This window comes from Pseudoalteromonas rhizosphaerae, assembly GCF_902498845.1.
In the GTDB taxonomy this organism is placed as follows: domain Bacteria; phylum Pseudomonadota; class Gammaproteobacteria; order Enterobacterales; family Alteromonadaceae; genus Pseudoalteromonas; species Pseudoalteromonas rhizosphaerae.
Genome location: NZ_CABVLM010000008.1, coordinates 33,216 through 55,337, shown reverse-complemented (window position 1 = coordinate 55,337; position 22,122 = coordinate 33,216). Strand labels below are relative to the sequence as shown.

Here is a 22,122-nt window from a genome sequence, read left to right as displayed (position 1 = left end):
TTCCTCGCCACCTATTTCAGCGGGCAGTTTATCAAAATAGTTAATGGAAGTCCTTGAGATTTTTACTGGTATTTCACTTAAAGCAAATTGATATTTAGTAAGGCTTTGGGTAAGTTGCAAACTCATAGAAACGGATATTCAATTTTGGAAGGGTTTTATGCACCTACTATTAAGTATTATAACTACATTTGCATTAATGGCTTGGCCTTTAATGGTGATGATGTCACCGATGATGCTTGCAGCTCCTGGAGCTGTGGATAATAAAGCGGCAGTTTTGAGTGTAATGTTATTTTTGCTTTTCCCAGTAGGCATCTTCATTTTATTTGGGTTGTTTGGTATTAATTATTTAGGCATTAACAGTTTTTTATTAGCTAAAATAAGTGCCGTCGTTGTTTGCATTGTTTTTGTAGTTTTTGGGTATTCAAGTTTGTTTATTAACATGATTAAAGGGGTGCCAAATAGTGGCTATGCTGTTGTTAATAATACAGTGTATTTTAGTGGTACAGTGATTTCAGGTGCAGACCCTGATAGCTTCATTACTTATGATAGCAAAGACTATGAAAATGAACATTCAACGTCACTATATGCCAGCGACAATCATAGTTTTTATTATTTTGGGAAGCGGGTTTGTGATGTTGACCCTCGTAATATTAAAGGGCAATTAATCAGTCACAAATTATATTGGCTTAATGACACTCAAGTGGTCTTGAGAAATCAAATTATAGAAGCTGCAAATCCCCGAACATTTTCAAATTTTGATGATAACTTCCCACAATGGAATTATTCAGAAACAGAAGGGAAATATACAGTTTACTATGATGATGAAATATTGAAAGCTGTTGATTTCGACTCTTTTACACCGTTATTTAGCGGTTATGCCAAAGATAAAAACCACATTTTTTATGGCGAAAATATTATTGTACCGGAGGCCGACTTGCAGACGTTTGAAATACTCACTACAAGCTATGAGTTCGCTCGCGATAAAAGTAATATTTATTATTTATCTGGAAATGAAACGAGCGCAATAAACGGGCTTGATCCTGACTCTTTCGAGGAAATTGAGCGAAATTATATTAAGGATAAAAGTGGTGTATATCATTATAGCCAGTCTGATGGTGTTCAGCGCATCCATGATGCAGATGTTGAGAGCTTTGCAGTAACTGATTATGATGAAAGTACAAATTCAGATGCGCTAGATAAAAAGCACTATTACATGCGAGGTGAAATTGTCAGCTCTAGAAGTGACTTTTGATCAAGCTTATTGAAGATGGATCGGTTTTCCTGATGACAACCTAGTTATAGAAGAAATTAGTAGTTGTTTACTATACTTGATTAAAACACTCGGGTATTAGATAATCAAAGCAATGTAGGTATAGAGGGTTATGGTATGTCAGAAGAATTACCCATTAAGTTCAGCGATGCAGCTGCTGTTCGTGTTAAACAGTTAATCGACGAAGAAGAAAATCCAGATCTAAAACTGCGTGTTTATGTAACAGGCGGAGGTTGTTCAGGTTTCCAATATGGTTTTACTTTTGATGAAAAAGCAAACCCAGGCGATTTAGAAATTGTAAAAAATGGCGTAACCTTAGTGGTTGACCCAATGAGTATTCAATATTTAGTTGATGGTGAGGTGGATTACACCGAAGGACTTGAAGGCGCACGCTTTTTTGTTTCCAACCCCAATGCAACTACCACCTGCGGGTGTGGCGCTAGTTTCAGCGTTTAAAGTAATTGATTAAAGCCGCAACTAGCGGCTTTTTTATTACCTAAAAAATCTTCTTATCTAAAATTACTTCGTAGCTATTATTTCATTAACTGATGCTGTTGTTGCTGATCTGAGCTTTGTAACCTTGCTGACTTTAGCGCTTATTTTTTGTTTATAGATGCTAAGTGAACGTCAAATTGGCTTACTTTAGCTTAAGTCACTCATTTATGTAGGGTGAGTGACTTGGAGCATTAGAATAAAAAAACCTAACACTATTGCAGAAAACGCTAAAATATATATAAAGCCTTTCTTACCTTTTTTGATCGGTACGCCATTTGATTTAAGAAAAAAGTACCAAACTAAGCAGAGGATAATGGGTAGTAAAAACAATAATCTGAACATAAACGCTTGCTCCTAACAATAAAGGGACAGTTAATAATGTAACTGTTTAATTTATAAGTCAAAAATAATTAATCATAAAAAAGGTTTATTTAAATTAATTATTTGTTACATTAAAAAGGAACTAATTATAGAACGCGCGTTTTGTTGTGACTTTAACAATAAAGCTACTCATCTATAATAGCTGATTCCTTAAATGGGTACTCGGCTGAAATTAGTTATTTCACATGAGTCTGAATAGTATATAATGTATCCAAGAGCGAGACGGGCAAATTTCACTCTTAATTAATTAACTTTAAATCATCTAGTAGGAGATGTTTTTTATGATGGGTAAAACAGTTTCTTCTGAAGAAAACTCAAAACTAACCAAGTGGCTTAAAACTAAGCGTCACGAGAAAGGTCACACAATGCGTAGCCTTGCTCAAGTACTTGGTACACCACATTCATTTATTGGCAAAATTGAAAACCAAGAGCGCCGTTTAGACGTAATTGAATTTTTACGTTATTGTGACGCATTAGAAGTCGACCCGTATGAAGGTTTAGGCTTATTAAAAGAAGACTAATATTTAGTTTCTTTTTGTAAGCGCAGGGAAGCGCTCTCATTGATGTGAAATGATTTCTTTCCCTTATTAATTCCTACCGTGATAACTATTTTCTAATTCATACAATTTATGCCGAATAAGATATAAGAATATTAGTGATGGTATTACCATCAGGGCAGTCAAAATAAAAAATAACGACCAATTTCCACCTAACCAATCATCAATCACCACACCGCTATAACTTGAAAGTAAGGTTCGTCCTAAATTTCCCAATGACGCTAATAAAGCATAATGTGTTGCGCTAAAAGCGCGATCACATAGCATAGATATAAATGCTACCATAGCAACTAATGACCATGCTTGAGTAAAGCCATCGACGACAATTGCCATTGCGTACAAGTGTTCTTGCGGGCCTGCGAGAGCGATCCAAGAAAACATTAAGTTAGAAGCAGCCATTGCCACACCGCTAATAAACAAACCTTTAACGATGCCGTACTTGTGATTAAAAATACTGCCTAAAAATGCGAACACAATGGTGATAAGCCCCGTGCCGAGCTTTGAATAGTTTGCTATTTGAGTGTTTGAAAAGCCGACTTCTTTATAAAACACAATCGACATACGGGCCAGAAATGCTTCACCAATTTTAAATAAAAAGATAAAAGCGAGCAGCGCAAGTGCAGTCTTTACGCCATTACGCGCGAAGAATGTTTTAAAAGGATCAAGTACAGTAACAGCCAACCATGCTGCAACTTTAGTTAATTGTGTTTGCTTACCAAGCGCCAGCTTTTGCCGATAAATACGTTCTAGTTCTGCATGAACAACTTCGCGGTTAGATTCAGGTTCTTTTGCCCAAAATACACAACTCATAAGTAATAACATCACAATAGCTAAAAAGTAATACACTTGTGGCCAGTCAATACTTGGCATATCTGCCATATAAAACGGGATAGCACCTAGCAGTGCATAACCGCTCCACCAACCAGAAGTAGCCATTGCTGCTGCTGCGGTTGCTTTATGGCTTTCGTTTTCACTGAGGGTATCGATACGAAAAGCATCAATAGCAATATCTTGAGTCGCTGAGGCGATAGCAATTAATAAGCATAACGCAGCTGCGATGGCTAAATGCGCGGTGATATCTAATCCTGCCAGTAAAATAACTCCCAGCAAAATAAAGCATTGGCAAAATAGTATCCAACTACGGCGCTGGCCTAGCCAGTTATATAGCAACGGCAGCTTTATCCTATCGACTAAGGGTGACCATAAAAAATTAATGCTGTAAGCACCAAATACAATACCAAATAAGCCAATCATGCTGCGACTGAGGCCTTCATCTTTTAGCCACGCAGACATCACGGAGCCTATGAGGACCCAAGGAAAACCGCTGCTCATACCAAAAATAAACACATTTATAAGTCGTTTATCTTTAAAGTACGAAAAATATTCTGATACCGACAAGCTTTTAGTCATAACGCCTTCATTGGCAATAGCGGTTTGGCCGCTATTTTTATTGTTATAGTGGGGTTGGCTCTAATACAGTTATATTTAAAATAACAACCGGGGTTTTTGGTACAAAGTCATAACCAATTTTTTCATTAAATCCCGTTTCAACTTGCATGATTTTATCAAGCGTTTCGTAGCCTTCCATTACCATACCGAACACGGCAAAGCCCCAGTCTTTACCTGGGTTTAGGTGGTCGTTATTGTCCATGTTAAAGAAAAACTGACGAGTACCAGAATGAGGTTGACGATCTTGATAGGCCATGGCGATACTATACATATCGTTTTTTGAACCATTACCGCTTTCATTAAAGATTGGATCGCCTTCATAAACGCCGTCGTAATTTCTATCGTAACCACCACCTTGAATGACAAAGTCTCGGTCGTTTTCTACATCACGTTCAACACGATGAAATACGGTGCCTTTATAGCTGCCATCCATCACGTAAGTTAAAAAATTATTGACGGTGATAGGGGCTTTTGAGCGATCCATCTCGACTATGATTTTCCCCATTGTGGTGGTTATTTCAACTCGTGGGAACATATTGTTTTTTTGCACAAAGCGTCCTTCGGTCGCTGCCATTGCGGTTTGGCTAAGTTGCACTAATATAAATAATAAAAATAGACGTTTCATGGTTAACCTTTTAAAAATGCGAGTAATTCAGGGTCTGATACCATGCGGGTAATTAACTGCTCAGTCAACTTATTGAGTTGTCCTTCAATTTTTGCTCTATCGTGACCTAGTGGTCCTTCAAGGCTTGCATTACCACGGTAAATTTTACTGAAGTTACTATCGCTGCGAATAACACGCACACCTAATTCAATCTTTGCATTGCTGGTATGCGACATCATTTTTTCAGTTACTACGGCTTGCAGTGTATGAATATCAACTTCAAAACGAGTAGTCGCAAGATTTGAAATGCTTGCACCGTTTCGGCTAAGAGCGCTATCAAGGGCACTTTTAATTGATTCAGTAAGGCCTTGGCTGGCAATTGTTTGGGTTTTGTCTGAGGTTATTAATTTTAATGTTGCTGGGTCACCTCTAAGATCAATAACACTGGTACTTAAACTTTGATTAATTGAGCTTAATTTGCCACCTTGATAGAGCGGATTTAAGATCAATTGATTAGGCTGACTACTGCAAGCCGACAGTGATAATAAAGCACAACAAGGTAAAACATATTTCATCATAGCTATAGCATTCCATTATTTTTAGTGGCACTTAATACTACAAACTTTTTATTTGAACCAAGTAATTCACAATTGCCAAACATACGTTTTAGTTTGTCATGGTAGTCCAGGTGGCGGTTACCAATAATACGTAATTCTCCGCCATTTTTTAATGTGTCTTTGGCTTGTTTAAACATTTGCCATGCAATGTGATCTGTCACGGCTTGTGCTTGGTGAAAAGGCGGATTACATAACACTATATCGACACTTTCACGTTCAAAGCCCGTTAAGCAATCATTTTCAATAAAGCGGCATTGCTCAAACTTATCTTCCATATTGAGCTCTACAGTTAATCGTGCTGATTCAACCGCCATATATGATTCGTCCACAAAGGTAACTTCAGCGTTAGGGCAGCGTGCGAGTGTCATCAAACCCACCACACCATTACCGCAACCTAGATCAATAATACTTTTTGCTTTATTGGTTTGCGGTAAAAAGTCAAAAAAGAACCGTGCACCAATGTCCAGAGAATCCCGCGAGAACACATTGGCGTGATTACTAATGGTAAAATCAGTGCCTTCAAGAGGCCAATTAACAGGAAAATCAGCAGCTTTATAACCACCTTCCGCTTGGCTAATAATTAGGCGAGATTTTTTCACTGCTAAACTAGTTTTAGTTTCACCAATAAATTGCTCGAAAGCTTTAATTGTTGAATTATGTACATCTTTGGTTTTTGCTGCGCCAATAACCGGAGTGCCAGGTGCGAGTACTTCGCTGAGCTCAGATAATTGATATTGCAAGAAGCCCAATGTGCGTGGCACTTTTAAAATAACTAAATCAACGTGTTCAGGCAAAGCCGATAAGCTATCTAGCTGGCTAAATGCGGTGGTTGGTATTTTATTTTCTGCTAAGTTGTAAGCCGCCGCTTGGTGGCTAATATAAGAATCGTTTACTGAACAAACCGTTAATTGTTGTTTACTAAAATAACAAGACAAGGCTCCAAAACTATCATTTAAAATCAGCAAAGAGCGACAATCAGGATAATGTTCAGTAACATAGTCAATTAGGTACTCGTCTGCTGAATCCCAAGCTTGTAAGCTACGGTTTTTTTGATCCAATGGAAAACGTTCAAGAGTAAATGTTTTATCGCCGAACTGTGCTTGCGTGGTCATAATAGTTAGTGATCAGTAATCAAATGATAGGTAAATTCTAACATGCAACGGCAAAAGGCCAACCCCCATATGTTACCAAATGGCTTTTACTACCAAGCAAAAGCGTTAAGTGCGCAAAAAAGTCTCGATTTATTCTACTATTTACGCGACTCACTGACTTGGCAGCAACCAAAAACGACCGTGTTTGGGAAAACGAATCCCATTCCACGTATGCAATGTTTTATTGCTGATGCTGGTGTACGTTACGGTTATTCCGGTTCGACATTAAATGTTGAACCATGGCCTGATGTATTAGATGCCATGCGACTACGATTAAATAAACAATTTGATGTTGGATTTAATGCCTTATTAGTTAACTTATACCGTGATGGGAATGATTGCATGGGCTGGCACGCCGATGATGAAGCAGAACTTGGCCATGAGCCTATTATTGTATCGATTTCATTAGGGGCTGAACGAGTATTTAAAATAAAACATAAAGTAACCAAGGAAGTCACTTCGCTTACGTTACACAGCGGGAGTTGCTTGGTTATGAATGGACTTAGCCAGCAACAATATCTACATGGGCTTCCTAAACAAACACGTTTGGCACACCCTCGAATCAACTTAACTTTTCGAACAATTTTTCAAAAATGAATATTTGTTGGCCTTTATAGTAGTGGCCTTGATATAGTAAGCACATAAATAACCAGTAAAATATGAGTGTTTTATGTCAATGCAACAACAGATTGAAAGCAAGTTAGCTGATGCGATTGCGTGTAAGCACCTTAATGTGGTGAACGAAAGCCATATGCATAGTCGTGGTAGCGATTCACACTTTAAAGTGACTGTAGTAAGTGAAGAGTTTAGCGGTAAACGTTTATTGCAACGCCATCGTCAAATTAATGAAGTGCTAAAAGATGAGTTAGCGAATCATATTCATGCATTGGCTATCCATACTTTTACTCCTGATGAATTTACAGAGCAAAGTGGTCAGGTTGCTGACTCACCGACTTGTTTAGGTGGCTCTAAATTAGATTAACGGCAAGGTCTGAGAGTACACAAAACTCATCAGACCTGTATTTTTACAATTAGCCTTTAAACTAGCGCTAATTTTTATTGAGATAAATATAGGATGATCAATGGTCATTAAGCCTAAAATTCGCGGTTTCATTTGTACTAACGCCCACCCAGTAGGTTGTGCAGAGCACGTACAAGAACAAATTAACTATGTAAAACAACAAGGCGCATTAAAAAATGCCCCTAAAAATGTATTAGTTATCGGTGCTTCAACTGGCTATGGCCTTGCATCTCGTATTACTGCTGCATTTGGTGGCGGTGCTAAAACTTTAGGTATTTTCTTCGAAAAAGAAGGTACTGAGCGTAAAACCGGTTCTGCAGGTTGGTATAATACTGCTGCATTTCAAGCGGCCGCAGACGCTGAAGGTTTATGGTCAAAAAATATTAATGGCGATGCGTTCTCTAACGAAATCAAACAAAAAGCGATTGATACAATTAAAGCGGATTTAGGCAAAGTAGACCTAGTTATATATAGCCTTGCATCGCCGCGTCGAACTGATCCAAATACCGGCGAAGTTTACTCATCAACGCTTAAGCCAATTGGTAACTCAGTTACGACTAAAAACTTAAACACCTCAAAACGTGAAATTGATGCTATTACCGTAGAAGCTGCAAACCAAGATGATATTGATAACACTATTAAAGTGATGGGCGGCGAAGACTGGGAAATGTGGATTGATGCATTAAAAGAGGCTGATGTACTAGCTGATAACTTTAAAACCAGTGCTTATACTTATATCGGTAAAGAACTAACATGGCCAATTTACGGTCACGCGACTATTGGTAAAGCGAAAGAAGATTTAGATCGCGCAACCGTAGCAATCAAAGAATCAACTAAAGCATTAAACGGTGAAGCTTATGTATCATCATTAAATGCAGTGGTCACCCAAGCAAGTTCTGCAATTCCTATTATGCCGCTTTATATTTCAGCGCTATTTAAAGTAATGAAAGCGGATGGGACCTATGAAGGCACGATCGAGCAAATTCACGCGTTATTTACTGAGAACCTTTATGGAGACTCACCACGCTTTGATGACGGCGGTCATTTATTCCAAAACTACAAAGAGCTGGAAGATGATGTACAAGCGCGTATTCAAACTGTGTGGGACAGCGTAACCACAGCAACAATAGACGAATTAACTGATTACGTGGGTTACCACAATGAGTTTTTACGTTTATTTGGGTTTGGTATTGATGCTGTTGATTATGAACAAGATGTCGATCCAGTTGCCGCTATAGCTAACATGATTGATTAATTCAGCCATGTTTATTTGAAAAGTCGCTATGGCGACTTTTTTTATTGATAAATTTTACTTTATCGTTATTTAGCGGATTAATTTCCATCCCACCTCGCAAGCAATAGCACTTTGGTCTATATTGAATTTTATTCAAATGCGGCTAATAGGTTAAATAACTGCTCCTGTCGTATAAATTTCATAATTACACTCGCATAGTGACCCTGATTGATGTTAAAATTCGGGCAATATATGTGAGGAATTTTACTGCGTTGCTTGTTTTGTAATTTAAACAGGCGGTTCTTCGTTATCTTGAATTTGGCTTAGGGTTATCAAGAAAAGCGACGTGGTCGGTACGATTTTTCAGTTTCTTTCCGTTAATGTAGTGCAAGTGCGTATGATCAACATAAAAAAAGGTCTGGACTTACCCATAGAGGGCGCGCCTCAGCAAGTTATTCATGATGGTTCTACCGTCAAACGTGTAGCTGTGCTAGGTGAAGAGTTTATTGGTATGCGTCCAACCATGCATGTTCGTGTGGATGACCAAGTTAAAAAAGGCCAGGTACTTTTTGAAGACAAAAAGAACCCAGGTGTATTATTTACTGCTCCAGCTGCTGGTACAGTAAAAGAAATTAATCGTGGTGCAAAACGTGTGCTGCAATCTGTCGTTATTGAAATAAACGGCAGTGAGCAAATCACCTTTGACGCTTTCTCGACTGAGCAACTTTCGAGTCTCGATCGTGAAAAAGCCAAAGAAGTACTAATCCAGTCAGGTCAATGGACAGCATTACGTGCTCGCCCATTCAGCAAAGTAGCGGCTGTGGATGCAAATCCTAGTTCGATCTTTGTGACGGCTATCGACACTAACCCTCTTGCTGCAGATCCTGCAGTGATTATTGCTGAAAATGTACAAGCATTTGAAGCAGGTTTAGCTGTAGTATCACGTCTGACCGATGGTAAGGTATTTGTTTGTAAACAAGCAGGTAGCCAAGTACCTAGCTCATCAATTCCTCAAGTAGAAGTACATGAGTTTGGTGGCGTACATCCGGCTGGCCTTGTTGGCACACATATCCATCACTTAGATCCAGTATCGGTAAGCAAGCAAGTTTGGCATATCGGTTACCAAGACGTTATTGCCTTTGGTCACTTATTCCTAACTGGTGAAATTAGCACAGACCGTGTGATTTCTCTTGCTGGTCCGCGTGTTAAAAACCCACGTTTAGTGAAAACTCAACTGGGTGCTGCTTTAGATGATTTAGTTGCAGGCGAATTAGAAGACGGCGATAACCGTGTTATCTCTGGCTCTGTTTTAGCGGGCGCTACTTCACAAGGTCCTCAAGCATTCTTAGGTCGTTACCACATTCAAGTATCGGTATTACTTGAAGGTCGCGAAAAAGAGTTGTTTGGTTGGATTGCTCCAGGCACAGATAAATTCTCTGTAACACGTACTTTCTTATCACACCTAACACCGAGTCGTTTATTTAAAATGACAACGTCAACAGGTGGTTCAAAACGTGCCATGGTACCACTTGGTAGCTATGAGCGTGTTATGCCTTTAGATATTTTGCCAACGCCTTTATTACGTGACTTAATTGCCCGTGATTTGGATAGTGCAATTTCATTAGGGGCGCTTGAACTTGATGAAGAAGATTTAGCGTTATGTACCTTCGTTTGTCCAGGCAAATACGAGTATGGTTCAATCCTACGCGATTGCTTGACTACGATCGAGAAGGAAGGCTAGAGAGATGGGTTTAAAGAAATTTCTAGAAGATATCGAGCCGCATTTTGAAGCCGGTGGTAAACATGAAAAGTTTTATGCGCTGTATGAAGCAGCTGCAACTATTTTTTATACCCCTGGTCACGTAAATAAAGGCGCGACACACGTTCGTGATAACATCGACCTAAAACGCATGATGATTTTAGTGTGGATGGCGACGTTCCCTGCAATGTTTTTTGGTATGTTCAATATCGGTCATCAGGCCGCTGGTGCATTAGCACAAGGTTTTGAACTAGCAAATTCTTGGCAAGTTGGCCTGTTCCAGATATTTGGTGGTGAATTAACTGCTGAATCCGGCTGGGGCGCTAAAATGTTTTATGGCGCATGTTTCTTCCTACCTATTTACGCAGTTACATTTGCTGTAGGTGGTTTCTGGGAAGTTATATTTGCTTCAGTGCGTAAGCATGAAATTAACGAAGGTTTCTTCGTAACGTCTGTGTTATTCGCGCTTATCCTACCTGCAACCATTCCTTTATGGCAAGTTGCACTAGGTATTACATTCGGTGTAGTAATCGCTAAAGAAATCTTTGGTGGTACTGGTCGTAACTTCTTAAACCCTGCATTAGCGGGTCGTGCGTTTTTATTCTTCGCATACCCTGCACAAATTTCAGGTGACACAGTATGGACAGCAGTAGATTCATTCTCTGGTGCAACTATGCTAGGTCAAGCGTTTGTTGGTTCACTTGATTACAGCAACATGGCTCTTTGGTGGGATGCGTTTTATGGTTTCATTCAAGGTTCAGTAGGTGAGACATCGACACTTGCATTGCTAGTTGGTGGCTTATTCCTCATTTACGTACGTATTGCTTCATGGCGCATCGTGCTAGGTGTGTTCTTGGGTATGGTGGCAACAGCATTCTTATTAAACGCTGTTGGTTCTGATACTAACCCAGTATTTGCAATGCCTTGGCATTGGCACTTTGTACTTGGTGGTTTTGCTTTTGGTATGTTCTTTATGGCGACAGACCCTGTGTCTGCAGCATTTACTGACAAAGCAAAGTTCGCATATGGCGCACTAATTGGTGTGATGGTAGTAATGATCCGTGTAATTAACCCTGCATTCCCTGAGGGTATGATGCTAGCAATCTTATTTGCTAACTTATTTGCACCATTGTTCGATCACTTCGTAGTGCAAGCTAATATCAAGCGGAGGTTGGCACGTAATGTCTAGTAATAACGAATCAATCGGCAAAACGCTAAGCGTTGTTGTAGCACTATGTTTAGTGTGTGCAATCATCGTATCGTTTGCTTCAGTTCAGCTTCGCCCTTTACAGCAAGCTAACAAAACGCAAGATATTCAAAAAAATATCTTGGCAGCTGCGGGCATTGATGTGTCTGGTTCTGTATCAGAAACTTTTAAAGCTAAGATCGAAACTCGCCTAGTTAATATGGAAACAGGTGAGTCTCAAACTGGCGAAGCAGTTCAGGCTAAAATCGACGCTTTCGATTTTGAAAAAAGCAAGTTTGATCAAAAAATTAGCTTTGCATTAAAAGCAGAGGGCATTAAGGATATCGCTGGTATTCAGCGTATGACTCATGAGTCTCCTGCATATATCTCGAAAAAAGCAGACGGTTCTACAGATGCTATCATTTTACCAATCCAAGGTTATGGCCTTTGGGGTATTATGTATGGTTTCTTAGCGCTTGAAAGCGATGGCGAGACAATTAAAGATATTAACTTTTATAAGCACGGTGAAACACCTGGTCTAGGTGGGGAAATTCAAAATCCACAATGGACTGCTAAATGGGGTGGCAAAGAGCTACCTATTGATGTAGTAAAAAGCGGCGCTAAAAATGATCATCAAATTGATGGTTTATCTGGTGCAACTTTAACTTCAAATGGTGTTGATCACACAGTTGACTTTTGGACTGGCGAAAACGGCTTTGGTCCTTTCCTTGCGAGAGTACGTGAAGGAGCGTTGAAATAATGGCTGATACTAAAGAAATGAAGTCGGTCCTATTTGGTCCGGTACTGGCAAACAACCCAATCGCATTACAAGTACTTGGTATTTGTTCTGCGCTTGCGGTAACGTCGAGCTTAAAAAATGCTTTAATCATGTCAATCGCATTGACCTTGGTAACAGCGTTCTCAAGCTTCTTTATCTCAATTATTCGTAACCAGATCCCGTCATCTGTACGTATTATCGTGCAAATGACCATTATTGCATCATTGGTAATCGTTGTTGACCAAGTATTACAAGCTTTCTCTTACGCTACGGCGAAAGAGTTGTCTGTATTCGTTGGTCTAATCATTACTAACTGTATCGTAATGGGTCGTGCAGAAGCATACGCAATGAAGTCGCCGCCAGTAATGTCGTTCCTTGATGGTATCGGTAATGGCTTAGGTTACTCAGTAGTGTTACTGACTGTTGGCTTTATTCGTGAACTATTTGGTAAAGGGTCATTATTTGGTGTTGAAATCATCCCTCTTGTACAAGATGGTGGTTGGTATCAACCTATGGGTCTATTGATTTTACCGCCTAGTGCATTCTTCATCATTGGTTTATTCATTTGGGTACTTCGTACTTATAAGAAAGACCAAGTAGAAGCGAAAGGGTAAGGGGCAGACTGTGGAACATTATATTAGTTTATTCGTAAAAGCAGTTTTCATTGAAAACTTAGCTTTGGCCTTCTTCCTAGGTATGTGTACTTTCCTTGCAGTATCAAAGAAAGTTACAACGTCTATCGGTCTAGGTGTGGCAGTTATCGTGGTATTGGGTATCTCAGTACCAGTTAACAACTTGGTTTATCATGCGGTTCTTGCACCTGGTGCACTTGAGTGGCTTGGTTATCCTGACGCGGATCTTAGCTTTTTACGTTTCTTGACGTTTATCGGTGTTATTGCGGCACTTGTACAAATTCTTGAAATGGCATTAGATAAGTTCTTCCCAGCACTTTATAACGCGTTAGGTATCTTCCTACCATTGATCACAGTTAACTGTGCAATATTTGGTGCGGTATCTTTCATGGTTGAACGTAACTATAACTTCACTGAATCAGTGGTTTATGGTATCGGTTCTGGTGTGGGTTGGGCGCTAGCAATTACTTTGCTTGCTGGTATCCGTGAGAAAATGAAATATTCAGACGTGCCAGACGGCTTACGTGGTTTAGGTATTACCTTTATCACTGTTGGCTTGATGGGTCTTGGCTTTATGTCATTCTCTGGCATTTCACTTTAATAGGTAGCGAGGATAAATCATGAGTTATGAGATTTTCTTAGGCGTTGGTGTTTTCATCGCTATCGTTGTACTGCTAGTTTTAGTCATCATTGGTGCTAAATCTCAGCTAGTTGCAAGCGGTGACATCATCATTGGCGTAAATGGCGATCCAGACAAAGCCATTACAACATCTGCAGGTACCAAGCTTTTAGGCGCGCTATCTGAGTCAGGTATTTTCGTATCATCTGCATGTGGTGGCGGTGGCTCTTGTGGTCAGTGTCGTGTACACATTCATTCTGGTGGCGGCGATATCTTACCAACTGAACTTGATCACATCTCTAAAGGTGAAGCCCGTGAAGGCTGTCGTTTAGCGTGTCAGGTAAATGTTAAAAATGACATGGAAATTGAACTTGAAGAGTCAATTTTCGGTGTTAAAAAATGGGATTGTGAAGTTATTTCTAACGATAACAAAGCAACTTTCATTAAAGAGCTTAAACTACAGATCCCTGATGGCGAGTCAGTACCGTTTCGTGCCGGTGGTTATATTCAGATTGAAGCCCCTGCGCATCACGTTAAATATGCTGATTTCGATGTACCAGAAGAGTATCGTGGCGATTGGAACCATTTTGGTTTCTTCAAGCTGGAGTCAAAAGTAGACGAAGAAACAATTCGTGCTTACTCAATGGCTAACTACCCAGAAGAAGAAGGCATCATCATGCTTAACGTGCGTATCGCTGCGCCGCCGCCAAGAGATTTAAGCTTACCTTGTGGTAAAATGTCATCGTACATTTGGTCACTTAAAGAAGGTGATAAAGTAACTATCTCTGGTCCATTTGGTGAGTTCTTTGCAAAAGATACTGATGCTGAAATGGTATTTGTAGGTGGTGGTGCTGGTATGGCACCTATGCGTTCACACATCTTTGACCAACTTAAGCGTTTGAACTCTAAGCGTAAGATGAGTTTCTGGTATGGTGCACGTTCTAAGCGTGAAATGTTCTATGTTGAAGATTTTGACGGCCTAGCGGCTGAAAATGATAACTTCGTATGGCATACCGCGCTTTCAGATCCACAACCAGAAGATAACTGGGAAGGCTATACTGGCTTTATCCATAACGTGCTATTTGAGAACTATCTTAAAGATCACGAAGCGCCAGAAGATTGTGAGTTCTACATGTGTGGTCCTCCAATGATGAACGCCGCTGTTATCACTATGTTGAAAGACTTAGGTGTTGAAGACGAAAATATCTTACTAGATGATTTCGGTGGCTAACACCCGTATCAAAACAGTTTAGTTTTGGTTAGAATATCAGCCTCGTAGCAATATATGTTACGGGGCTTTTTTATTTCCATTACTTAAGTAGGCTGCTATGAATAGAGTTTTTCACCGACAAGGCATGATTGCCATCTTTTTTCTTACCCTCACTTTACTCATTAGTGGCTGTGGCCAAAATGATGAGCCCCAAGAGTTATACCTTGAAGGTAAAACTATGGGTACTACTTACCATATTAAGGTCTTCGCCAAGCAACAAAAGCTGGATTCATTAAATTTATTACCAGAAGTAACTCTGTTGCTCAAAGATATAAATCAATCAATGTCGACTTATATTGATGATTCTGAAATCAACACTTTTAATCGTCTTCCCGCTGGTCAAGTTATGCCTATTAGCCGTGATTTTAGAGCAGTTGTAAGCGAGTCCATCCGCTTAGGAGAGTCTACTAAGACTCTTGATGTGACCATGGGACCACTGATTGATTTATGGGGTTTTGGTCCTGATAAAAAACCAACAAAACGTCCAACAGATGAAGAACTCGCAGCCATGGTTGCACAAATTGGGGTTGATAAACTAATACTGACTGAGCAAGGCCTAGCGAAAACAGTAGCGGGTTTAGAATTATCATTTTCTTCTACTGCAAAGGGGTATGGGATAGATAAAGTAGCTGAATTATTAGAAAGCCATGACTTAACTGATTATATGGTTGAGATTGGTGGTGAGTTACGTGTATCAGGTAAAAAACCGAATGATCAAGATTGGCGTATCGCTATTGAGCAACCGGATGCTGAGCCTGGTGTGCGTAAAGTGCACCGTGTATTAGCGCCGGGTAATAACGGCATTGCGACATCGGGTGATTATCGCATTTACTATGAGATGGATGGTATTACCTATAGCCATTTAATTGATCCAGCAACAGGTATGCCAAGTCGTCATGATCTAGTATCGGTTACTGTATTGCATCCATCAGCGATGACAGCTGACGGCCTTGCAACAGCACTGACTGTGATGGGGATGGATAAAGCCAAAGCCTATGCTGAAAAAAATGATTTACCGGTTTATCTGATCGGCAAATCAAAAGATGGCTTAGTGACTTATTCGAGCCCTGCATTTAAACCCTATTTGTAGCGCGGTTTAAATCAGTTTATAATAGCAACAGCTTGGTGATTATCATCAAGCATTATTTTATTGCTGATCAATAGGGGCTAAGCAATGTCACTTTTTCTTCTTACGTTTGGTTTACTGCTTTTAATTGTCGCAGCGATGGCTGTGGGCATGATAGTGCAAAAGAAATCTATGGCCAGCAGCTGTGGTGGTTTAGGCTCTGTAGGCATTGATAAAGCCTGTGATTGTGATGACCCATGCGACAAACGCAAAAAGCGTATGGCAAAAGAGCAAGTTTGGAAAGAAAACCAAATATTATAAGCTCTTGATAGCTATCAAATATACATTAAAAAGCGCCTCTTTAATAACAGGCGCTTTTTTAATGCCCACTTACGGCTAAAATGTGTCAAGTAATCGACCACTGCGACAATATGTCACACCCAGTGAAGCTCGTATGGACTGTATAATATGATGAATAAATTATAATACTATCCTACGTTTATGTTCGGAGTGATCATGGTTCTGCATGTTTTGCCGGTTTTTACTGCTCTTTCTTTATTAACTGTTTCTTCAGTTAGTGCACAAACCCAGCCGCAAGGAAATAATTATACTCAAAGCTCAGGAGATACTAGTTTTGCTGTTGGTGACACAATCAGCATTGTTGGTACACGGTTTATAGACAGTTCTCGAGCGCTTACTTCTGTCGATAGAATGTCGCCAGATGTTGCCCAAAATACCGATTTTGATTATGCCTGGCAGTTAGTGGGTAAAATGCCAGGAATTATGCTGACGGAGTTTAATCAAGGTACTACTAGCGGTAAGCTATCATTTCGAGGCTTTAATGGGGAAGGCTCGGTGAATGCTGTTAAACTACTGATTGATGGTATTCCCGCCAATACCAATGATGGCAACATGCCGTTTATTGATATGATTTTCCCTATTGAGATTGATGCTGTAGAAGTTATACGGGGCACTAATGATCCACGTTACGGGCTTAATAACATTGCTGGTAATGTTGCGTTTGCAACTCGCAGTGGTGGTAATTACCTTGATGGACGTGTTACCGCTGGCAGCTTTGGTGCTTACCAAGCTGAAGCTGCAATGGGTATAGCAAGTGGTAACTTTACTCAAAACTATGCTGTGGGTTATCGCGAAAAAGAAGGTTATCGCGAGCATTCCGAGCTTGATAAAAAAAGCATCTCAGGGAAGTGGGGATACGGTATTTCAAGTGATACAGAAGTTACTGCCAGTGCTCGCCATTATCAAGCAAATGCTGAAGAGCCCGGTTATTTAACCGCTGATGTTGCTTATTCTACGCCCAATGCAACTAATACCTACAATGAATCAGATAAAGACGCTCGTACTATCAGCCAATATAGTTTGGCCCTGGGGAGTCAAATAGCCGCACATACTCACTTTAATACACTGGCGTGGCTAAATGAGTATAAGGACGACCGTTTTGTTAAGTTCTCAGCACTAGCCTCACAACAAAATCGCCTTAGTAAAGAAAAGCATTATGGCGCAAGTACATCATTAACTTATACACCTAAAATAGCAGCTATAAATGCACTTTTGGTTGAGGTCGGAGCCAGTATCGAGAATCAAGATGTAGTTTCAAAAAGGTATTTGACCAACGAGCGAGTAGTTGTGGAGCAAACTCGTGATCAAGATTTTGACCTCTCTGTCAAAGGGCTCTATATACAAACCATGATTGAGCCAACCTCGTGGTTACGCATTACTCCAGCTATACGGGTTGATTGGATTGATGGCGGATTTTATAACGCTTTGACTGACGAACATGCTGATATTAACGATTATGGTGCGATAAAACAGCCGAAATTATCGCTGGCGGTAATATCTTCTGAGCAGATAACCATTTTTGCCAACTGGGGAAAAACGTATCAGATCGGTACCAACTCTGGGGCTTACTTAATTGGCGCAAGGCAGAAGCATCTAGCTCCTTCAATCAATGAGGGCTGGGAATCAGGGGTTAAGTGGAAGCCAAGTCGAGACAGTGAAATACGCATTGCTTTATGGCAGCAAACAGCAACGGGAGAATTTAAACGTAAATTAAACGACCCTCTTGGTGATTTTGATAACTTAGGAGCAACTAAACGCAAAGGTATTGATATACAAGCATCGTGGAGCCCAACAAATAAGTTTTCTTTGTGGGGCGCATTTGCTTGGCAACAAGCCCAAATAGACATCGCAGATCCAAGCACGCCAGAGTACACAGGTAATAACATTGACCATATTCCTAATCGTTTATTAACAGCAGGCATTGATTATCAATTAACAACCCAATTAAATTTGGCTGCAACACTGCGTACGCAATCTGATTACGAATTAACACCAAGTAATAGCCAAGGACGATATGGTGACTTTACTCAACTTGGGCTTAAAGCAAGTTATGACGTTAATTCGGCACTGATGTTAAGCGCGCAAGTTGATAACTTAACTGATGAGTATTATGAATATGTATGGTGGGATGGCTCGCAAACTCTGCATAGCCCAGCACAAGGTCGTGCTGTATCTGCTGCAATTAAGTTTAAGTATTAATGAGTAAGCAGTTACTCGCGTGGCGTAAGTTGGCAAGGCGACTTCATCTATGGTTGGGGTTAAGCCTTGGCATGTTTTTTGTGATCCTTTGCTTGTCAGGAGCTGCACTTGTTTATTATCCGCAAATAGATACCTGGTTGCATCCGGAATTAGCGAATGCAGCGCAGCAACCGTGTGATTACAACACTGCATTAAAAACATTACGCATGCAGTATCCAGATAAGCTGGGACCGTGGCGGTTTGAAGTGACCCCTGAACAACAATTCATTCCGGCGCGCTATTATAACCCTCAAGAGACTCAAGGGCAGGATTTTGCACCTATGATGGTGTGGTTGTCAGCTGATGGCAGCACCTTGCTCAGACAGTCATTTTGGGGCGATTACCTAGTAACTTGGCTGTATAACTTGCACTTTACTTTACTACTTGGCAGTACAGGGACAATTATTGTCGGTTACCTTGGAATTGGCAGCGCGCTCTTATTACTCACAGGTTTAGTTGCGTGGTGGCCTAAGTCAGGTTTTTGGTTGAGGCAATTGCGTTTTAAGCGCCGCGCTGCTTTATTAGGACGCATGTACGATTGGCATAAAACAATCGGTTTAGTGATGTTGTTACCCTTGTTTATTCTTACTAGTACCGGTGCGATGCTAGCCTTGCCCAAAGAGACCAATGGCTTGCTTGGCTTGGTACTGGGCGAAGTCGAAAGTGCTGCAAGACCAGCACCACAATTAACTTTTTCAAACCCGCAAATTAGTGTTACTCAGGCTGTGAAAATAGCACAAATACAAATGCCTAAAGCACGACTTGCATGGATAGAAACTCCCAGCGTAAACCAAGGCTATTATCGGCTGCGCATGCAGGTAAGTGATGATAAATCGACACGCTTTCCAAACAGTTATATTGATATTAACCCACGCTCAGGTGAGGTAGTGAAGGTCTTCGATCTTAGGCAGCAAGGAACAAGTAACCAAATCAAAAACTGGCTACATCCCTTGCATAATGGCAGTGTAGGTGGGCTAAGCCTTAAAGTTCTGTGGATCATCGCCTCGTTGGCAAGCTTAGTGTTGGCTTGGCTAGGTTGGTATCGTTATTACCTACGTAAAAATACAGCCAAAAAGATCGCAAAAAATAACAAGCCCTGAGAACAGGGCTTACCTAACGTACTTAAATTTAAAGTTTTATAAGTTGACTACCTAATACGGCGTATTCGATGTGTTTATCGTTGCGTAGTAAAAAGTGTGCTTTAGCTCCACACTTTAGCATCGCGGTTTAAATCTATTCCTTGCGCATTAAAACGGGTTTGCAGCTGTGCGCCATCGGGATTGACCATAGGAATGATCATCAGTGATAGTTTGTTTTGCCAATTTTCTCGCCATGCATCATTTTTTGTTTCGATTGCATAGCTTAAAAAATCCGTTAATGCGGCACTTGCCGTATTTTCATCACCATGCATTTGACTCCACATCATAACTTTGATTGGCCCCGAGCCAATATAAAATGCATCAATTGATTTACCTAAGAATGATTGACCTAAATTTTTTCGCTCTATGCTGGGGTGAGCAGCTAACGTATCTAGTAAAGGAGCAAGATCAGCGTGTGTAATCGCTGCTTTGTTTAATCCTTTAATTTGGTGCATTGCGATTGGTGCGGCAGTTAAGCTAAATGAGTAACTAAGTAAGCTAACTAGTATGGTTTTGCGAATCATATTAATATCCTGTTATTCTTATTTTGCAATTTTTTAAGAATATAATATTAATATGGATCGGTCCAAAATTATCTTCACTTTAAGTGAAATCATTTCTCATAACTGTGATGCTTTACGGGCTTTATTTTCAATTGATTGTTTATTATAAAATAATATCTTTTGATAAAGTTTTTTGTGAACATTTAAGTTGATTTTAGGGCTAAAATTTAGACTAAAGTCTATGGGTTAATTTTTTTCATCTATCAGATTTATTTTTATCAGTTGTCAGCTTTGAGCTATTACACTAAATTTAGTTTCAAGGAAGCGAAATGAACAAGCCGCTTACAAAGAATCTTTATAATTGTGTGTGAAGATGTTGTCAAAGGCGGTTCAAGTTTAGTACAAACTGGGCTTGAACTGTTTTTATTTTACTGCCACATGATTAGACGAACTGAAAGTTTGTCACTGAATTACAGTGTTTATGAACAACGCTAAAACTGAATCTTTATAATTGTGTGTGAAGATGTTGTCAAAAAGACAGTTCAAGTTTAGTTAACCTGAGCTTGAACTGCTTTTATTTACTGCCACGCGATTAAATGAACTTATTGTTCATCAGTGAATCTACAATACGTATTGAAAAATATTAGAACCGAATCTTTATAATTGTGTGTGAAGATGTTGTCAAAAAGACGACTCAAGTTAGGGGATAACTTGGCTTGAGTTGCTTTTTATTTTAACCGACATGCAGTTAGATGGCGAAGCAGCCAATACTAAATTCAATAGCGAATACGCTATTAAACGAATCTTTATAATTGTGTGTGAAGATGTTGTCAAAAAGACGACTCAAGTTAGGGGATAACTTGGCTTGAGTTGCTTTTTATTTTAACCGACATGCAGTTAGATGGCGAAGCAGCCAATACTAAATTCAATAGCGAATACGCTATTAAACGAATCTTTATAATTGTGTGTGAAGATGTTGTCAAAAAGACGACTCAAGTTAGGGGATAACTTAGCTTGAGTTGCTTTTTATTTTCTAAAAGCCGCCAATTATCATTTAAGTTATTTTTAAAGCGCCAGTATGGCGCTTTTTTTATAGCTGTAATTCAACATATTAATAAAAAGTTAGCCCGCTATGTTGTTTTATACTTGTAGCTTGTGTTGACTTTGTTATAATCCTCCCGAAATTTCAGTAATTACTGAAACTTTATTGATGAAGATCATAACAACGAAGTGGAAAATAGCGTAAAGCCAGTCGCTTTACTTCGTAATATATAACCAATAAGGCCATATACGTTTGAATTCGCAAAATTGTCCGCCAGCAAAAACGCACTCTACGCTTAGTAGATGGCAGTTGCGTGCGCGTGCACTTTTTGCCGGACGAGAGCTATTTTCTGTATTAGTTATTTTATTAATTAATTCAGCCATGCTGGTAAATGGTAGTATTGAAGATGCGACAGAGCTAAAAAGCTTATTAACTGAAGGGGCTGTATATGAGTCATCTTTAATTAATGTATTGGGCTTTTTGGCATATCCAGTTGTGTCGTGCCAGTTACTCATTGGTTTATGTTGGTTGATTTTTCACTTTTTCCCAGCGCGTCGTGCTGGGGTTATTTTACGCAAAGCAGCCTTTGCTTTTCGTCAAACAAAAACATCTTTAGTAGTACACAGCGCTCATGGTTGTCGTGCTCCACCTCTTGTTAATGGTTGAACGCTACTCGTTATAGATAGTTTGGCTTTTAACTATTCTGCTGATTCTGTCCGCTGTAATAACGCTTAGCCGCAGTGTACCTGCG

At 39.8% G+C, this 22,122-nt stretch carries 22 protein-coding genes; 17 read left to right on the top strand and 5 right to left on the bottom strand.

Annotated features, from left to right (window positions below; genetic code table 11):
- Positions 1-157 precede the first annotated feature (157 nt).
- From PSR9079_RS13425 to PSR9079_RS13415, 3 genes are all read left to right on the top strand, one after another.
- Positions 158-1,252 (top strand): DKNYY domain-containing protein, encoded by a 1,095-nt coding sequence (locus PSR9079_RS13425; protein WP_149982050.1) that lies wholly within the window; start codon positions 158-160, stop codon positions 1,250-1,252.
- Positions 1,253-1,387: 135 nt separating this feature from the next.
- Entirely contained in the window at positions 1,388-1,726 is a 339-nt protein-coding gene (gene erpA / locus PSR9079_RS13420; protein WP_058560150.1) for an iron-sulfur cluster insertion protein ErpA, read from the top strand.
- A 701-nt stretch (positions 1,727-2,427) separates the two neighbouring features.
- Positions 2,428-2,667 carry a helix-turn-helix domain-containing protein gene (locus PSR9079_RS13415; protein ID WP_016708680.1) on the top strand — a complete coding sequence of 80 codons (240 nt, stop codon included), beginning with the start codon at positions 2,428-2,430 and terminating at the stop codon, positions 2,665-2,667.
- Positions 2,668-2,733: 66 nt separating this feature from the next.
- Here the strand turns inward: PSR9079_RS13415 and PSR9079_RS13410 are convergent, their stop codons facing one another.
- From PSR9079_RS13410 to PSR9079_RS13395, 4 genes are read right to left on the bottom strand one after another with little or no spacing between them, the layout of a single operon-like run.
- Complete coding sequence (locus PSR9079_RS13410) at positions 2,734-4,113, bottom strand: AmpG family muropeptide MFS transporter (protein WP_145241306.1); 1,380 nt, start codon at positions 4,111-4,113, stop codon at positions 2,734-2,736.
- 43 nt (positions 4,114-4,156) lie between these two features.
- Positions 4,157-4,777: a peptidylprolyl isomerase gene (locus tag PSR9079_RS13405; RefSeq protein ID WP_149982049.1), complete on the bottom strand. Its 621-nt coding sequence runs from the start codon at positions 4,775-4,777 to the stop codon at positions 4,157-4,159.
- Positions 4,778-4,779: 2 nt separating this feature from the next.
- The gene (locus PSR9079_RS13400) at positions 4,780-5,334 is read right to left on the bottom strand and encodes a YajG family lipoprotein (protein WP_179959190.1); all 555 of its coding nucleotides are present in this window, start codon (positions 5,332-5,334) and stop codon (positions 4,780-4,782) included.
- A 2-nt stretch (positions 5,335-5,336) separates the two neighbouring features.
- Entirely contained in the window at positions 5,337-6,485 is a 1,149-nt protein-coding gene (locus PSR9079_RS13395) for a methyltransferase (RefSeq protein ID WP_149982047.1), read from the bottom strand.
- Between the two features lie 42 nt (positions 6,486-6,527).
- Here PSR9079_RS13395 and PSR9079_RS13390 point away from each other — a divergent pair, with 42 nt between their 5' ends.
- The 13 genes from PSR9079_RS13390 (at position 6,528) to PSR9079_RS13330 (ending at position 19,787) form a co-directional block, all read left to right on the top strand.
- On the top strand, positions 6,528-7,121 hold the full coding sequence (locus tag PSR9079_RS13390; protein WP_149982046.1) for an alpha-ketoglutarate-dependent dioxygenase AlkB family protein: 594 nt from the start codon (positions 6,528-6,530) through the stop codon (positions 7,119-7,121).
- A gap of 73 nt (positions 7,122-7,194) precedes the next feature.
- Complete coding sequence (locus PSR9079_RS13385; protein ID WP_149982045.1) at positions 7,195-7,506, top strand: BolA family protein; 312 nt, start codon at positions 7,195-7,197, stop codon at positions 7,504-7,506.
- Between the two features lie 100 nt (positions 7,507-7,606).
- Positions 7,607-8,800, top strand: a complete 1,194-nt coding sequence (gene fabV, locus PSR9079_RS13380) for an enoyl-ACP reductase FabV (RefSeq protein WP_149982044.1) — start codon at positions 7,607-7,609, stop codon at positions 8,798-8,800.
- Positions 8,801-9,176: 376 nt separating this feature from the next.
- On the top strand, positions 9,177-10,520 hold the full coding sequence (locus PSR9079_RS13375; protein ID WP_145241319.1) for a Na(+)-translocating NADH-quinone reductase subunit A: 1,344 nt from the start codon (positions 9,177-9,179) through the stop codon (positions 10,518-10,520).
- Positions 10,521-10,524: 4 nt separating this feature from the next.
- Entirely contained in the window at positions 10,525-11,727 is a 1,203-nt protein-coding gene (locus tag PSR9079_RS13370) for an NADH:ubiquinone reductase (Na(+)-transporting) subunit B (RefSeq protein ID WP_145241321.1), read from the top strand.
- Complete coding sequence (locus PSR9079_RS13365) at positions 11,720-12,484, top strand: Na(+)-translocating NADH-quinone reductase subunit C (protein WP_145241323.1); 765 nt, start codon at positions 11,720-11,722, stop codon at positions 12,482-12,484. Before PSR9079_RS13370 ends, PSR9079_RS13365 begins: the two co-directional genes overlap by 8 nt.
- Positions 12,484-13,116 (top strand): NADH:ubiquinone reductase (Na(+)-transporting) subunit D, encoded by a 633-nt coding sequence (locus PSR9079_RS13360; RefSeq protein ID WP_145241325.1) that lies wholly within the window; start codon positions 12,484-12,486, stop codon positions 13,114-13,116. The genes PSR9079_RS13365 and PSR9079_RS13360 overlap by 1 nt, the downstream gene beginning before the upstream one ends.
- Before the next feature lie 10 nt (positions 13,117-13,126).
- Positions 13,127-13,735, top strand: a complete 609-nt coding sequence (gene nqrE, locus PSR9079_RS13355; protein WP_145241327.1) for an NADH:ubiquinone reductase (Na(+)-transporting) subunit E — start codon at positions 13,127-13,129, stop codon at positions 13,733-13,735.
- A gap of 19 nt (positions 13,736-13,754) precedes the next feature.
- Positions 13,755-14,984, top strand: a complete 1,230-nt coding sequence (nqrF, locus tag PSR9079_RS13350) for an NADH:ubiquinone reductase (Na(+)-transporting) subunit F (protein WP_145241329.1) — start codon at positions 13,755-13,757, stop codon at positions 14,982-14,984.
- 97 nt (positions 14,985-15,081) lie between these two features.
- Positions 15,082-16,113: an FAD:protein FMN transferase gene (locus PSR9079_RS13345; protein WP_149982043.1), complete on the top strand. Its 1,032-nt coding sequence runs from the start codon at positions 15,082-15,084 to the stop codon at positions 16,111-16,113.
- Positions 16,114-16,197: 84 nt separating this feature from the next.
- On the top strand, positions 16,198-16,410 hold the full coding sequence (nqrM, locus tag PSR9079_RS13340; protein ID WP_149982042.1) for a (Na+)-NQR maturation NqrM: 213 nt from the start codon (positions 16,198-16,200) through the stop codon (positions 16,408-16,410).
- Positions 16,411-16,605: 195 nt separating this feature from the next.
- Complete coding sequence (locus PSR9079_RS13335) at positions 16,606-18,648, top strand: TonB-dependent receptor (RefSeq protein ID WP_179959189.1); 2,043 nt, start codon at positions 16,606-16,608, stop codon at positions 18,646-18,648.
- Positions 18,648-19,787 (top strand): PepSY-associated TM helix domain-containing protein, encoded by a 1,140-nt coding sequence (locus tag PSR9079_RS13330; protein WP_149982040.1) that lies wholly within the window; start codon positions 18,648-18,650, stop codon positions 19,785-19,787. Before PSR9079_RS13335 ends, PSR9079_RS13330 begins: the two co-directional genes overlap by 1 nt.
- 101 nt (positions 19,788-19,888) lie before the next feature.
- Here PSR9079_RS13330 and PSR9079_RS13325 read toward each other — a convergent pair whose 3' ends face one another.
- Entirely contained in the window at positions 19,889-20,350 is a 462-nt protein-coding gene (locus tag PSR9079_RS13325; RefSeq protein ID WP_149982039.1) for a M14 family zinc carboxypeptidase, read from the bottom strand.
- A 1,273-nt stretch (positions 20,351-21,623) separates the two neighbouring features.
- Here PSR9079_RS13325 and PSR9079_RS13320 point away from each other — a divergent pair.
- The gene (locus tag PSR9079_RS13320) at positions 21,624-22,037 is read left to right on the top strand and encodes a hypothetical protein (RefSeq protein ID WP_145241341.1); all 414 of its coding nucleotides are present in this window, start codon (positions 21,624-21,626) and stop codon (positions 22,035-22,037) included.
- Positions 22,038-22,122 lie beyond the last annotated feature (85 nt).

Coding starts and splice junctions, on each gene's coding strand:
- PSR9079_RS13400 (WP_179959190.1), bottom strand. CDS start 5,334: ATGATGAAATATGTTTTACCTTGTTGTGCTTTATTATCACTGTCGGCT.
- nqrM (WP_149982042.1), top strand. CDS start 16,198: ATGTCACTTTTTCTTCTTACGTTTGGTTTACTGCTTTTAATTGTCGCA.
- nqrF (WP_145241329.1), top strand. CDS start 13,755: ATGAGTTATGAGATTTTCTTAGGCGTTGGTGTTTTCATCGCTATCGTT.
- PSR9079_RS13415 (WP_016708680.1), top strand. CDS start 2,428: ATGATGGGTAAAACAGTTTCTTCTGAAGAAAACTCAAAACTAACCAAG.
- PSR9079_RS13330 (WP_149982040.1), top strand. CDS start 18,648: ATGAGTAAGCAGTTACTCGCGTGGCGTAAGTTGGCAAGGCGACTTCAT.
- PSR9079_RS13325 (WP_149982039.1), bottom strand. CDS start 20,350: ATGATTCGCAAAACCATACTAGTTAGCTTACTTAGTTACTCATTTAGC.
- PSR9079_RS13385 (WP_149982045.1), top strand. CDS start 7,195: ATGTCAATGCAACAACAGATTGAAAGCAAGTTAGCTGATGCGATTGCG.
- PSR9079_RS13365 (WP_145241323.1), top strand. CDS start 11,720: ATGTCTAGTAATAACGAATCAATCGGCAAAACGCTAAGCGTTGTTGTA.
- PSR9079_RS13345 (WP_149982043.1), top strand. CDS start 15,082: ATGAATAGAGTTTTTCACCGACAAGGCATGATTGCCATCTTTTTTCTT.
- erpA (WP_058560150.1), top strand. CDS start 1,388: ATGTCAGAAGAATTACCCATTAAGTTCAGCGATGCAGCTGCTGTTCGT.
- PSR9079_RS13360 (WP_145241325.1), top strand. CDS start 12,484: ATGGCTGATACTAAAGAAATGAAGTCGGTCCTATTTGGTCCGGTACTG.
- PSR9079_RS13410 (WP_145241306.1), bottom strand. CDS start 4,113: ATGACTAAAAGCTTGTCGGTATCAGAATATTTTTCGTACTTTAAAGAT.
- PSR9079_RS13405 (WP_149982049.1), bottom strand. CDS start 4,777: ATGAAACGTCTATTTTTATTATTTATATTAGTGCAACTTAGCCAAACC.
- PSR9079_RS13425 (WP_149982050.1), top strand. CDS start 158: ATGCACCTACTATTAAGTATTATAACTACATTTGCATTAATGGCTTGG.
- PSR9079_RS13375 (WP_145241319.1), top strand. CDS start 9,177: ATGATCAACATAAAAAAAGGTCTGGACTTACCCATAGAGGGCGCGCCT.
- PSR9079_RS13390 (WP_149982046.1), top strand. CDS start 6,528: ATGCAACGGCAAAAGGCCAACCCCCATATGTTACCAAATGGCTTTTAC.
- PSR9079_RS13370 (WP_145241321.1), top strand. CDS start 10,525: ATGGGTTTAAAGAAATTTCTAGAAGATATCGAGCCGCATTTTGAAGCC.
- fabV (WP_149982044.1), top strand. CDS start 7,607: ATGGTCATTAAGCCTAAAATTCGCGGTTTCATTTGTACTAACGCCCAC.
- PSR9079_RS13335 (WP_179959189.1), top strand. CDS start 16,606: ATGGTTCTGCATGTTTTGCCGGTTTTTACTGCTCTTTCTTTATTAACT.
- PSR9079_RS13395 (WP_149982047.1), bottom strand. CDS start 6,485: ATGACCACGCAAGCACAGTTCGGCGATAAAACATTTACTCTTGAACGT.